General features: G+C 48.7%; 12 protein-coding genes. 8 read left to right on the top strand and 4 right to left on the bottom strand.

Features of this window, described 5'->3' with window-relative positions; all coding sequences use genetic code 11:
- The first annotated feature begins 12 nt into the window (after window positions 1-12).
- Genes yidC through argB form a run of 3 tightly spaced genes read left to right on the top strand, consistent with a single transcriptional unit; the run spans window position 13 to window position 3,339 of the window.
- Window positions 13-1,761 carry a membrane protein insertase YidC gene (yidC, locus tag OIR97_RS16395; protein ID WP_169543297.1) on the top strand — a complete coding sequence of 583 codons (1,749 nt, stop codon included), beginning with the start codon at window positions 13-15 and terminating at the stop codon, window positions 1,759-1,761.
- A gap of 6 nt (window positions 1,762-1,767) precedes the next feature.
- A complete protein-coding gene (gene yihA, locus OIR97_RS16400) occupies window positions 1,768-2,418 on the top strand; it encodes a ribosome biogenesis GTP-binding protein YihA/YsxC (RefSeq protein ID WP_219821574.1) in 651 nt (216 codons plus the stop codon).
- A gap of 15 nt (window positions 2,419-2,433) precedes the next feature.
- The gene (gene argB, locus OIR97_RS16405; protein ID WP_181017834.1) at window positions 2,434-3,339 is read left to right on the top strand and encodes an acetylglutamate kinase; all 906 of its coding nucleotides are present in this window, start codon (window positions 2,434-2,436) and stop codon (window positions 3,337-3,339) included.
- Between the two features lie 36 nt (window positions 3,340-3,375).
- Here argB and OIR97_RS16410 read toward each other — a convergent pair whose 3' ends face one another.
- Both OIR97_RS16410 and OIR97_RS16415 read right to left on the bottom strand, forming a co-directional pair.
- Complete coding sequence (locus OIR97_RS16410) at window positions 3,376-4,626, bottom strand: DUF2336 domain-containing protein (protein ID WP_169543298.1); 1,251 nt, start codon at window positions 4,624-4,626, stop codon at window positions 3,376-3,378.
- Window positions 4,619-6,355 carry a sensor domain-containing diguanylate cyclase gene (locus OIR97_RS16415; RefSeq protein WP_169543299.1) on the bottom strand — a complete coding sequence of 579 codons (1,737 nt, stop codon included), beginning with the start codon at window positions 6,353-6,355 and terminating at the stop codon, window positions 4,619-4,621. Before OIR97_RS16415 ends, OIR97_RS16410 begins: the two co-directional genes overlap by 8 nt.
- Before the next feature lie 144 nt (window positions 6,356-6,499).
- On the opposite strand from OIR97_RS16415, the gene OIR97_RS16420 reads away from it, so the two are divergent.
- Window positions 6,500-7,186 carry a pyrimidine 5'-nucleotidase gene (locus OIR97_RS16420; protein WP_169543300.1) on the top strand — a complete coding sequence of 229 codons (687 nt, stop codon included), beginning with the start codon at window positions 6,500-6,502 and terminating at the stop codon, window positions 7,184-7,186.
- Between the two features lie 71 nt (window positions 7,187-7,257).
- The gene (dapD, locus tag OIR97_RS16425) at window positions 7,258-8,103 is read left to right on the top strand and encodes a 2,3,4,5-tetrahydropyridine-2,6-dicarboxylate N-succinyltransferase (protein WP_169543301.1); all 846 of its coding nucleotides are present in this window, start codon (window positions 7,258-7,260) and stop codon (window positions 8,101-8,103) included.
- Window positions 8,104-8,134: 31 nt separating this feature from the next.
- On the opposite strand, the gene OIR97_RS16430 is transcribed toward dapD, so the two are convergent.
- Window positions 8,135-9,022 (bottom strand): DMT family transporter, encoded by an 888-nt coding sequence (locus tag OIR97_RS16430; protein ID WP_169543302.1) that lies wholly within the window; start codon window positions 9,020-9,022, stop codon window positions 8,135-8,137.
- A 109-nt stretch (window positions 9,023-9,131) separates the two neighbouring features.
- Here OIR97_RS16430 and dapE point away from each other — a divergent pair, with 109 nt between their 5' ends.
- The gene (gene dapE, locus OIR97_RS16435) at window positions 9,132-10,301 is read left to right on the top strand and encodes a succinyl-diaminopimelate desuccinylase (protein ID WP_219821575.1); all 1,170 of its coding nucleotides are present in this window, start codon (window positions 9,132-9,134) and stop codon (window positions 10,299-10,301) included.
- Between the two features lie 5 nt (window positions 10,302-10,306).
- Window positions 10,307-10,876 (top strand): hypothetical protein, encoded by a 570-nt coding sequence (locus OIR97_RS16440; RefSeq protein ID WP_169543303.1) that lies wholly within the window; start codon window positions 10,307-10,309, stop codon window positions 10,874-10,876.
- A gap of 3 nt (window positions 10,877-10,879) precedes the next feature.
- Here OIR97_RS16440 and OIR97_RS16445 read toward each other — a convergent pair whose 3' ends face one another.
- On the bottom strand, window positions 10,880-11,374 hold the full coding sequence (locus OIR97_RS16445; RefSeq protein WP_181017835.1) for an Lrp/AsnC family transcriptional regulator: 495 nt from the start codon (window positions 11,372-11,374) through the stop codon (window positions 10,880-10,882).
- Window positions 11,375-11,634: 260 nt separating this feature from the next.
- On the opposite strand from OIR97_RS16445, the gene OIR97_RS16450 reads away from it, so the two are divergent.
- Window positions 11,635-12,807, top strand: coding sequence for an aspartate aminotransferase family protein (locus OIR97_RS16450; protein WP_169543304.1), 1,173 nt, complete (start codon window positions 11,635-11,637; stop codon window positions 12,805-12,807).
- The last annotated feature ends 9 nt before the right edge of the window (window positions 12,808-12,816 follow it).

Consider the following 12,816-nt stretch of genomic DNA (forward strand, 5'->3'; position numbering starts at 1 on the left):
TAAGGCCTACAAATGTCAGATCAGAAGAATGTGATCCTTGCGGTCGTCCTGTGCATAGGGATTATTTTTGGGTTTCAGTATTTTTTCCCGTCCCCGGAAATTGAAAATCAAGCCGCGCAGAATAATGAACAGGCCGCAATGAATGCGAACGGTTCAACGGCACCAACCCCGGGTACTGCGGGTACAGCTGCCGTTCCTTCTGGAACATCCGCAGCGCTTCCTGCAATGAGCCGTGAAGAAAGCCTTGCAAAAACGCCGCGCATTAAAATCAATACACCGTCCCTGCATGGCTCAATTGCGCTTAAGGGGGCCCGGATCGACGATTTGACATTGGTCAATTACCGCGAAGAAGTTGATCCATCCAGCCCGGAAATCAAGCTCTTCTCTCCAAGCGGATCTCCCAAGCCTTATTATGCTGAATTTGGCTGGAGCGTTGGACCGGAAACGACTGTAAAGTTACCGAATTCCAACAGCATCTGGACCACAACTGCTTCAGAACTGACAACGGAAAAACCCTTGGTCCTGACGTGGGATAATGGTGAGGGGCTGATCTTTACCCGGACATATGCTGTTGACGATCACTTTCTATTCACCGTCAATCAGAAAGTTCAAAACAATACAGGCAATCCGGTTACCCTGTATCCTTACGGACTGATTTCGCGAACTGGTATGCCCGAGACAACAGGCTTTTACATCCTGCATGAGGGTCCAATCGGTGTCTTCAACGAAACCTTGGAAGAGGTTGACTATGACGATCTGATGGAAGAAGGAACCCGTGCCCAGACCTCTACGGGTGGCTGGATCGGCATGACAGATAAATTCTGGCTTGCGGCTCTTATCCCGGATCAGGCAACGCCTTCGAAAAGCCGTTTTAATCATGTGGCTCAGGGCAACCGCTTTCAGACTGACTATGTCAGTCAAACGGGTGTGACGATACCGGCCGGCAGCTCTTCGGACGCAACAAACCGTTTATTTGCAGGCGCTAAAGAAGTTCATGTTCTGGATAATTATGAAGAAGAATTTGGCATTTCCCGCCTTGAACTAGCGATCGACTGGGGTTGGTTTTACTTCCTTACAAAACCAATTTATTTCGCCCTTGAGTTCCTTGACGCACAAATCGGCAATCTGGGCCTCGCGATCCTTGCTCTAACTGTTATCATCAAACTACTTCTGTTGCCATTGGCTCATAAATCCTATGTGTCGATGACCAAAATGAAGAAGCTGCAGCCAGAAATGGTGAAGTTGCGCGAACAGTTTGGGGACGACAAACAAAAGCTTAATCAGGAAATGATGGCCCTGTACAAACGGGAAAAAGCAAATCCCGCCGCGGGCTGCCTTCCGATCCTGCTTCAGATCCCGATTTTCTTCGCATTGTACAAGGTTCTCTTTGTGACCCTGTTGATGCGCCATCAGCCGTTTTATGGATGGATTACTGATCTGTCGGCACCTGACCCAACGAATTTGTTCGAACTGTTTGGTCTGATCCCATGGTCGCCTCCAGAATTCATGATGATCGGTGCCCTGCCTATCCTGATGGGTCTGAGCATGTACCTACAACAAAAATTTAACCCGCAGCCGGCAGATCCGGTTCAGGCAAAGATCTTCCTGTTCATGCCAATTTTCTTTACCTTCCTGTTGGCAAGCTTCCCTGCTGGACTGGTAATCTATTGGACTTGGAACAACTGTCTGAGCATTGCGCAGCAGTGGTTCATTATGAAAAGGATGGGTGTCAGCGTCAGCGGTCAATCTACGAAAGCATGATCTTGAATGACTAAAATGACAGAACACGAAAAAGTGGAGGCGGCCCGTATTGAAGAGGGCCGCCTCCTTTTTGCAAAGGAATGTACCTTTGTCGCGGGCGCTGCAACTCTTGCGATGCTCCCAGAATTACCGATGAACGAGGTTGCATTTGCCGGCCGGTCAAATGTTGGTAAATCAAGCCTTATCAACGCCCTGACAAATCGCAACACACTTGCGCGAACGTCGAACACTCCCGGCCGCACCCAACAGATCAATTTCTTCGACTTGGGAAGCCGGATGTATCTGGTGGATTTGCCCGGTCATGGTTACGCAAAAGTGTCGAAAGAGAAAGTTGCTGCCTGGACCGGACTGGTCAACACCTACCTTCAGGGCCGCGCCAAATTGCGCCGTGTTTGCCTGCTGGTTGATAGCCGCCATGGCCTTAAAGAAGTGGACCGGGAAATCATGTCCATGCTGGATAAGGCCGCCGTGAATTATCAGATCATCTTGACGAAAGTGGATAAATCGAAAAAATCCGAACTGGATGACGTTATAACAAACACACAGAGCGAGTTGAAAAAAAGACCGGCCGCCCATCCTGAAATCATGCTGACAAGTTCAGCGAAAGGAACAGGCATTGCGGAACTACGGGCAGAGCTTGCCTCTTTGGCTGAATAAAGAAGGATCGTTGGGATGGCAAAAAAGCAGATGACAGTTGAAGAACAACTTAAAAAAGCAAAAATCCTGTCTGAGGCACTGCCGTATATGCATCAGTTTGCCGGGCAAACTTTTGTTATTAAGTATGGCGGACATGCCATGGGCGATTCCGCCCTTGCTGAAGACTTCGCCCGTGATGTTGCCCTGTTAAAACAGGTTGGAATCAATCCTATTATTGTTCATGGGGGCGGCCCGCAAATCGGTGCCATGCTGGACAAGCTGAAAATCCAGAGTTCGTTTATTGACGGTCTTCGGGTCACAGATCAGGCCACAGTGGAAATTGCTGAAATGGTCCTGAGTGGATCTTTGAACAAAAATATTGTTCAAGCCATCAATAAGGCTGGCGGTTTAGCCATTGGACTTTCCGGCAAGGACGGGAACCTGATCGAAGTTCAGAAACTGACACGGACCAAGCGGGATCCTGACAGCAATATCGAACGTATTCTGGATTTAGGATTTGTCGGCGAACCAAGTCGGATCAATCCTGAAATTCTGGAAAGTTTTGAAGATATTGATGTCATTCCGGTGATTGCCCCGATCGGAGTCGGACCGCATGGTGAAACCTTTAACATTAATGCGGACACCGTTGCCGGTCATATTGCGGCCGCCATTGGCGCCAGCAAATTGATCATGCTAACCGATGTTGAAGGTGTTTTGGACAAGCAGAAAAAACTTATCAATCAGTTGTCTCAAAATGACGTCAAAATTCTTCAAAAAGACGGAACTATTTCAGGCGGCATGATACCAAAACTGGAAACCTGCCTATTCTCTCTGGACCGGGGCGTTAGCGCGGCTCACATTCTGGACGGCCGCATCCCGCATGTCCTGCTTCTGGAAACCTTTACCGAACACGGTATCGGAACGATGATCCACGCAGACTAGCAACTGATAAAAAGCCGAAGACCTTCTTCGGCTTTTTTATTCTTCCACATAAAAAGAAAGCTGCCAGTCCATTTCCTTTTCGTCAAAAGGATATTCCACGCCATCTTTTGCGTTTACCAATTTTGTATTGGGGACATGGGCAATTTCTGTCTGGATCCGAATAGCCAGCCGCATGGACAATTTTGCACGCCAGCAAAGAGAGGTTACGACTTTGCCGTTTCGCGAGTTCAGGATCCGGCGGATCACCCCGACGGACAGCCCCGTCATCAGCGCCAGCCCATTATGAACGAAACTCAGATCTTTTGACGTCACGGCTTCGGTCAGCGTCTTTTCATCCAGCCTGCCCGTTGCCCAAAGCTTCTCGGCACGGACCTGCCCATCGTCTTCCCTCGGCTCGTCAAAATTCTCAACTTCTTCGATACGTCCTTTGACAGACTTTTTCAGTTCTTTTTCAATATCCGGCGACAGGTCATTTCTCTCCACCAGCTTATCAACAAGAGACGACGCCACAAAACCGGCAATGCGGCGCATGGCCCGGATGGAAAGATCGACACGCATCACCATAGGCTCATGCAAGTCTTCTACCGTTTCAGCCTGACTGATAATCTGATCCAGTGTGTCTTCACGAACCCGCGCGGACGAGTTGGCGAGCAAAGCTGCCACAGCCGGAATTTCCAGTGAGGCAGCCACTGCGTCTGAAACATCCTCTCCAATATTTGGGCGTCGGGCAATGGCAGGTAATGCCCCGGCCGCAACACCACTGGCGATCACTTCCAACAGGTCTGCTTCGGTCAGTAGCGGTGAATATTCAAGAACCGGGCTCGCCACGATTTCTTCGACATCTTTAGCCAATGCCATGATGACATGTTTGGGCGCCTCCAGCGTATCTTTCAAGGACTCCGAGAGAATTGCCCGTACCGAAGGCAACTGATCGGAGGCAAGCACTTCAAGAATTTCGATGGTTTGTTCGCGAATTGAATCCGCATCTGTGCCGCTGATATCCGGAAGAATTTTACATATTTTTCGGGCAAGTTCAGATCGAACCTGATCATCCGTATCCGTTGCCAAAATGGTGTTGGCCTGAACGGGAGTATTCGTATTCCGCGCAACATTCCGCCGGACTTCTGGCGAGTTATCATCCGTCAGATAATACAAAACCTCTGGCCGAACAGAAGCACTGGATGCCAGTTTTGCCCGTACTTTCGGGTTTTCGTCCCGCGCAAGTCCCTTACTATCTTCATAGCTGACTTCTTGCTTTTTCTTTTTGCCAAATAACTTCTTAAGCATCTTTTTGTTCCACTTTTTCTACAGCATCCGCGATAGAAAAAGCCCCCTTCCCCCGAGCCTTAACCTTATACATTGCCGCATCTGCACGCGCCAATAAACTATCCAGTGTTTCATTATCCTGCCCATCAGTGAGGGCAATGCCAATTGAAAAACTCAAACTGGGATCCAAAACATTGAGGCGGCCAGACATTTCCTGGCAAAGCTTTTGCAAATGTTCTGCTTTTTCAATTGTTTTATCGCGCGGAATGTCTTCCAACCACATGGCAAATTCATCACCGCCCAATCGAGCAACCATATCACCAACCCGGGAATGCTCTGCCAAAAGTTGACTAACACCCTTTAGAACTTCGTCCCCTTTTTCGTGGCCGAAACGGTCATTAACCGGCTTAAAATTATCCAGATCAATATAAAATAGTGCGTTGCCACCCTTGGACCTTTGGCGGGTTTTAAGCCGTTTTTCAACATCCTCATGAAAGGCCCGACGATTAAGCAAGCCACTTAATTCATCTGTACGGGAGAGCTGCTCCAACGTTTCGCGCGCCTTTATTTGAATAAGAGCAACACCCAGATGTTCGCTTAACAGGCGCATCAGACGGTTTTCTCCCTCCTCCAGTTCGGTCGCTTCTTTCCGGCGAACCAAGGCAACGGCACCATCCAGCTGACTGTTCGATTGAATGGGCGCGATAAACAAGCGCCAATCACCGCTTTCCAGTTCCGTCAGCCCGTCGGTTTCAACTGTCGTTTGATGACGCATCCAATTGAGAAACGCTGCCTCCACTTCATCATTTATCCCACTTTTGAACATCATCTCAAGCGAACCAGATGAGTTTTTCCGGGTCAACATCATGCGGGTGCTGTTTAACGCATCACAGGCGCCGCGACCGGCGATTTCGAACAATCGGGCTGGGTCAATTTCGTGGCGAATAGCGTCAATGATCTTTGAGAAAACCTTTTCCTGTGCCGCCATTTTTTCGAATTGAGAGCGTTGCTCCATCTCGAAAGTAATGTCACGCCCCGCGCCCCGGCAACCGATATGACTTCCTGCATCATCAAAAACGGGGATGGATGAAATACGCATGCAGGCCAATGCAGACGAGCGATCCCGCAGCCAGATCACCTCATCTTCCACCGGTACAGCACTTTCAAACGGGTTTGTTAGGGCGTCTGCCTCGTCATCCTCAGAAGGAATGATCAGGTCCCGGGCAAGTCGGCCATCCAGTTCTGCTGCCGTGAAGCCAATCGCGCCTCGTGGAGAGACATATCGAAAACATCCATATTCATCAGTTTCCCAAACGAATTCAGCAGTACAGGTAACAAGATCCTTAAATAATTGCCGGGACGCAACCAGCGCATTTGTCAGGTTTCGCTGCATACTGACATCTTTTCCGGTCACAAGAACCCCCCCGCCCGACAGAGGCAGCAGCGTCAGGTCAAACACTTCAATTACATCGTCAGTACCGTATGTGAAGGTAAAATGTTCAGAACGGTTTCGTGTCAAAACACCTTTTACTGCGCTTCTGAATTTACCGTCCGTTTGCTTTCCCATTTCATTAAGCAAAGGAACAGAAGAGAGGTTGCCTTCAACCAACTGGCAATCCTCGTCCAAAATAAAGGCAGGCCCCGGAAAGTTTTCCAGCAATGTCTCCTGCTCTTCGAGAATGACACCCGGCACCGGCTTGGCACTTAATGCATTATTCCTGCCAAACGACAGGGAACTAAGCAAACCCATAAATTAATCCATGCTAAAATAATTTTTTTTAATCTCGAAAGCCTAATGAAAACAACTTAACAGCGCCTTAAAAACCAAAAGGAATAAGAAAGTTTCTGACAATTTTTGCTTGTTCTTTTGACAGTCAGACACCACACTTGAAGGATGGAACAAAAAAGTAACTGGTCTGATTTTTCAGACATCGATACATGGATTTTCGATCTCGACAACACGCTGTATCCCGCTCATTGCAATCTATTTGCGCAGATTGACCAAAAAATGGGGGACTTTGTCGCTGATTTTTTAAAAGTCGACCATGCAGAAGCAAAAAAAATTCAAAAGCACTACTTTCAGACCTATGGGACAACGTTAAATGGCCTGATGAAATGTCATGACATGCATCCGGATGATTTTTTAGCGTTTGTTCATGATATCGACGTGAGTGAAATGGCCCGTGCTGAAAAGCTGGATGCCGCCCTGCATGAGCTCAGCGGTCGGAAAATCATTTTCACGAACGGTTCTGATGATCATGCGACAAATGTATCCCGGCAACTGGGGATCGATCATCATTTTGATCATATTTTTGATATTCGAAAATGTGACTTTATTCCCAAGCCCGAAATATCTGTTTACCATAAAATGATTGATGAACTGGATATCACACCAAGCCGGGCCGTTTTCTTTGAAGATATGGCAAAGAATCTTAAACCTGCGCATGATCTGGGAATGACAACCGTTTGGGTCCCGAACGAGGAACACTGGTCTTCAGAAACATCGGAGGGGCCTCATATTCATCATATTGCGGAAGATTTGCCCGATTGGCTGCATCGCTTGCTGGCAAGCAGGCCCTAGGCAGTTGACTTGACGCTTCGGCGCGGTATGGTGCGACAACAGAATTCCACTTATGAAATTGAGGTTCAAGAATGAGTCTGACCGAATTGCAACCGGTTATTGAAGCGGCATGGGACAACCGGGATGCCATTTCTCCTGCCACAAAAGGTGAACAACGCGATGCCATCGAGGCAACCCTTCTCGCACTTGATAGCGGTGCTGCCCGTGTTGCAGAAAAAACAACAGATGGCTGGCATGTCAATCAGTGGCTTAAAAAGGCGGTTCTGCTGTCTTTTCGCCTGAACGATATGGAAATGATTGCAGGTGCGCCGGGGACAAACAGCAATTGGTATGACAAAGTTCCCAGTAAATTCGAAGGCTGGACAGAGGACACTTTTAAAGCCGCTGGCTTTCGGGCGGTTCCAGGATGTGTCGTGCGCCGCAGTGCCCATATCGCACCAAACGTGGTCTTGATGCCTAGTTTTGTTAATCTTGGCGCTTTTGTTGATTCTGGAACAATGGTTGATACTTGGGCCACTGTTGGCTCTTGCGCGCAGATCGGCAAAGATGTGCATCTATCTGGCGGTGTTGGCATTGGTGGCGTTCTGGAGCCACTTCAGGCCGGTCCTGTGATCATCGAAGATAACTGTTTTATCGGCGCCCGCTCTGAAGTGGTTGAAGGGGTTGTTGTTGAAACAGGTGCCGTTCTGTCCATGGGTGTGTTTATTGGTGCCTCCACAAAAATTGTGAACCGGGAAACCGGCGAAGTTCATATCGGACGCGTCCCGGCTTACTCCGTCGTTGTCCCAGGAAGCCTTCCCGGAAAGCCATTGCCGGACGGAACACCCGGACCAAGCCTGTATTGTGCTGTGATTGTTAAAACTGTTGACGAGCAAACACGGTCGAAAACATCCATCAACGACTTGCTACGCGACTAAGCAACGTTTTATGCCATCTGAAAAACCCGCCTTAAACGGCGGGTTTTTTTCTGTTCTCGCGATAGACCATATATAATCCGCTCGCGGCAATAACCGCGGATCCGACCCAGACATTAGAGGTTGGAATTTCATCAAATAGAACGATCCCAAGCAGCACTGCCCAGATCAAGGCTGTATATTCAAAGGGGGTAATGACCCCCACTTCACCAATTGTAAACGCCTTGATGATGAAAAAATTTCCGATTAAAGACAAAAACGCAACGATTGCGGCAACGCCAACATCAGCGACTGGCATGGGAACCCAATAAAAAACAGACCCTGTCGCACCGCACAACATAACGACAAAATTCACGTAGAAGACAATCGTAAACGTGGCTTCTGTTGAGCCAAGCCAGCGACTGCTGAGCATCAAAAAACAGTAGGCAAGGCTGCCACCCAGCACGAGAAAAGCCGCAGGATCAAAAACCTCGCTCGTTGGCTGTACAACGTAGAGAACGCCGCAAAATCCAACAAAAATTGCCCCCCATCGATGTATGCCGACCTTCTCTTTAAAAAACGGTACCGACAACGCTGTCATAACAAAGGGTGAAATGAAGAAGATCACCGTGGCCTCCGCCAACCCCATGGAACGCAACGCGCTGAAAAAACAAAAAGGGGCAACAAAGCCCAACACCCCCCGCACGCCATGCGCAAAAACACGATTGGTTTTGATCAGGCGCAGTCCACCCATAAAGGGCAACAATGCCAAAAGAACCACAACGTTCATAAGGCTGCGGACAAACAAAATCTGAAAAACCGAGTAGTCAGCGTGAACCAGCCATTTTGCCGCCGCATCCATTGTCGACATGGTAACGATCGCCGCAACCATATAAAGAATACCGGTTAGATTATTAATGCCGGGGGCGCTGTGTGATGTCATGGGCTAGCCTGCGAAAGAGAGGAAAAACAGACTTATCCCGGATTGCCTTGCGCGTCAATTATCCGTCAAAGACATTGACCCTCCAGAACGGGAACGGTAAAGGACATACATGACTTATATGGATGATCTTGATGTTGTTACGCTCACGCAGGAGCTTATGCGCTGCCCAAGTGTAACCCCCGCCGACGCAGGCGCTCTAAATGTTCTGCAATCTGTCCTTGAAAAAATCGGTTTTGACTGTCACCGGCTGACTTTTTCAGATGACAATACGCCAGATGTTGAAAATCTTTACGCAAGATATGGCACAGGCGCACCTAATTTCTGTTTTGCCGGCCATACTGACGTTGTCCCTCCCGGCGACCTTAACTCGTGGAGTGTTGATCCGTTTGATTCCGTCATCAAAGACGGGATGCTGTACGGTCGCGGCGCGGCCGACATGAAAGCTGCTGTCGCGTGTTTTGCCGTCTCTGCCCAACGCCTGATCAAATCCCGCAAAGGAAAATTTGACGGATCAATTAGCCTGTTGATTACAGGGGATGAAGAAGGGCCCGCCATCAACGGAACCCGCAAAGTACTTGAATGGATGTCAGAACAGGGCGAGCGGATTGATCATTGCCTTGTAGGAGAACCGACAAACCCGAAGGCACTCGGTGACATGGTCAAAATTGGTCGACGCGGTTCATTCACCGGCTTTTTGACCGTCAATGGCACAGAAGGACATGTCGCCTACCCGCATTTGGCGGACAATCCTGTTCCTCACCTGATCGCCATGATGTCTGCGTTGGATCATATGCATCTTGATGATGGCAGCGCCCATTTCCAGCAAAGCAATCTTGAGTTTACCACCGTAGATGTGGGAAACCCTGCGACCAATGTTATCCCGCCGGCTGCCAGAGCGACTTTCAATATCCGCTTTAACACAGAACATACGCTTGACGGTCTGGATCATAAAATACGATCCCTGCTTGATGAAATTGCCAAGGACCGAAATGCCAACTATGATCTGAAAGTCCTTAAAAATTCTGAGCCCTTCCTGACAAGCGAGGGGGATTTCAGCAGCTTGGTTGCGCAGTCCATTGCGGAGCATCTTGGCACAAAACCTGAGCTTTCAACAACGGGGGGCACATCTGATGCCCGCTATATTAAAAATTATTGCCCCGTTGTCGAATTTGGCCTTGTCGGGCAGACGATGCATAAAGTCGATGAACATGTCGCTGTCGACGATATCGAGCAGTTAGCCAATATTTACACGTCAATTTTAGATGGATATTTCAAATAAATCAGATGGCTGGTCTCTACGAAGTTATTTACTCATTATTTGGTAGTTTCCGGCTCGCACTACGCGACCCCGATGCTTTGCGGTATTTCAATCTGTCCCCGGCTGGCTTTTGGGCGTCTTTTACGGCACTTCTGCTTTCCGTCCCGTTGCTTGCCCTGGATTTCTATCTTGATTTTCGTTTGATTGGGGCGGAAATCCCTGCTCTACCGTTTATCTTGAGCAAGCTTGGCATCACCTATGTTTCCTGGCTGCTATATTTGGTGATCGTCGGGGTTGCCGACCAGTATATTTTTGAAACGAAAAAGTTTGGCAACTTTACCATTATCTATAACTGGGCGCAGCTTGCTCTAATCTGTGTCTGGCTCCCATTTTCCATTCTTTCCATGGGTTATCTTGGCCTCGCACTAACGTCCCTGCTTTCCCTGACATTCCTGATCCTCTCTTATGTTTTTCTTTGGTATATCTTAAGACGGACACTCGAAATTTCGGGTACTGCGGCTGTACTGATGGCGTTTATTGAATTTGTTGTCGCACTTTCCCTTCATCAGATCGTGCTGCGCATTTTTTACGGGTAAATTCTATTGCAGAAGTGCGCCTAGTGGATATCCGGTAAATTTTTTGTTCTCTGTCATCACCACATGGGTTTTGATGTTCACCACATTGGCACCCGAATTTAGAAGATTTTCGTTTACTTCGTGATACCGCTCCATATCCGCGCAAACGATGCGCAGGATAAAATCACATCCTCCGCTCACAGTATCGCACTGGACAACCTCTGACACCCCTTCAACAAACTGCTCAAACACACGAAAATCCTGCTGGCGGTGGCTTTCCAATGTCACCATGGCGATGCAGGTAATATACCGGCATAACCGATCCAGATTTACCGTGCCTTGATAGGGGCCTATACACCCGTCTTCTTCAAGTTTGCGAACCCGAGCCAGACAAGAGCTCGGGGACAGCCCCACCTGTTCGGCCAATTGCTGGTTGGTTATTCTCGCCGACGTCTGCAATGACGAAATAATATTCTGATCAATTGCATCAAGCACCCGCTTACCGCTGCTATTACTCAATATGACTCTCCTTTCAGAATATTACACGTTAACGGATTAGGCCTACAGAACCTTAAAATCAAGGAAATTTGACTTGTTTTTATAAAAACCTATCTCACACTATAAGAGACGGAGACACAACCGAATATAATTCGGCCACACCCCAATTATTCACATATTATTCGGTAAGGCACCCTAAATTCGAAACCCTATTCTCCATCAACCTTGCTACGCTACTGAACAATGCCTGACACAAAAGCCTGATATAAACTGGAGGAAAAATGCCCCATCAAACCCTTATGGCAACATATGCCCCACCGGAAATCCTCTTTGAAAGGGGAGAAGGCTCCTATCTGATTACTAAAGAAGGAGAGCGGTATCTTGATTTCATTTCTGGGATCGCGGTAACTGGATTTGGGCACAGCCACCCTCACCTTGTTGGTGCCTTGAAAGACCAAGCCGATAAATACTGGCACACATCCAACATGTTCCGTGTGGAACAGGGAGAGCAGCTTGCTGACAGGCTTTGCAAACATAGCTTTGCTGATCGCGTCTTCTTTGGCAATTCCGGCGCTGAAGCTGTTGAGGCTGGCCTCAAGATAATGCGCCGGTATCATTATGATCGCGGTGATACTAAACGGACCCGTATTATCGGAATGGAAAATGCGTTTCATGGTCGGACGATCGCAACAGTTGCCGCCGCGGGCAACCCCAGCCACATCAAAGGCTTCTTCACTGGCGATCTGGAATGTGATCACGTCCCCTTCGGCGATATTGACGCGCTTCGTGCGGCCATTTCCGATGAAACCGCAGGTGTCATTCTAGAGCCGGTTCAGGGAGAAGGCGGTGTTCTGCCTGCCCCGAAAGGCTATCTTGAAGCTGTCAGGGCCCTGTGCGATGAAACCGGCATTTTAATGATGGTCGATGAAATCCAATGCGGCATGGGCCGGACAGGGAAACTCTTCGCCTATGAATGGTCTGACATTGAACCTGATATTCTTTCGTCTGCAAAAGGGCTCGGCGGCGGTTTTCCAATCGGCGCCTGTCTGGCGACGGAAAAAGCCGCAGCCTGTATGGTCATTGGAACGCACGGATCAACCTTTGGCGGTAACCCACTCGCGACTGCAGTTGGCAACGCAGTGCTTGATCTGTTGCTTGAAGACGGTTTTTTACAGCAGGTTCAGGAAACAGTAGAAACGCTAAGGCAGGGATTGGTCGAACTGACACAGAAACATCCCCATGTCATCAGTGATGTTCAGGGCCTGGGGTTGATGCTGGGTGTCAAATGTGTTGTTCCGAACACTGAATTGCTCGCTCGCCTCAGGGATGCCCGGCTTTTATCTGGCCGTGCTGGGACTGATATCCTCAGGCTTCTGCCACCGCTTAATCTGTCAGAGGAAGACCTTGCAAAGGGCCTCCGCATCATTGACGACGTTTGTACAGATTGGAAATAGGGTTTATCC

This window comes from Sneathiella aquimaris, assembly GCF_026409565.1.
GTDB lineage: Bacteria > Pseudomonadota > Alphaproteobacteria > Sneathiellales > Sneathiellaceae > Sneathiella > Sneathiella aquimaris.

Bases quoted from the DNA above. Each gene is read 5' to 3' on its own strand.
- OIR97_RS16430 (WP_169543302.1), bottom strand. From the start codon at position 9,022: ATGACATCACACAGCGCCCCCGGCATTAATAATCTAACCGGTATTCTT.
- argB (WP_181017834.1), top strand. From the start codon at position 2,434: ATGGCAAAAAAGCAGATGACAGTTGAAGAACAACTTAAAAAAGCAAAA.
- OIR97_RS16410 (WP_169543298.1), bottom strand. From the start codon at position 4,626: ATGCTTAAGAAGTTATTTGGCAAAAAGAAAAAGCAAGAAGTCAGCTAT.
- OIR97_RS16450 (WP_169543304.1), top strand. From the start codon at position 11,635: ATGCCCCATCAAACCCTTATGGCAACATATGCCCCACCGGAAATCCTC.
- OIR97_RS16415 (WP_169543299.1), bottom strand. From the start codon at position 6,355: ATGGGTTTGCTTAGTTCCCTGTCGTTTGGCAGGAATAATGCATTAAGT.
- OIR97_RS16440 (WP_169543303.1), top strand. From the start codon at position 10,307: ATGGCTGGTCTCTACGAAGTTATTTACTCATTATTTGGTAGTTTCCGG.
- OIR97_RS16420 (WP_169543300.1), top strand. From the start codon at position 6,500: ATGGAACAAAAAAGTAACTGGTCTGATTTTTCAGACATCGATACATGG.
- dapD (WP_169543301.1), top strand. From the start codon at position 7,258: ATGAGTCTGACCGAATTGCAACCGGTTATTGAAGCGGCATGGGACAAC.
- yidC (WP_169543297.1), top strand. From the start codon at position 13: ATGTCAGATCAGAAGAATGTGATCCTTGCGGTCGTCCTGTGCATAGGG.
- dapE (WP_219821575.1), top strand. From the start codon at position 9,132: ATGACTTATATGGATGATCTTGATGTTGTTACGCTCACGCAGGAGCTT.
- yihA (WP_219821574.1), top strand. From the start codon at position 1,768: ATGACTAAAATGACAGAACACGAAAAAGTGGAGGCGGCCCGTATTGAA.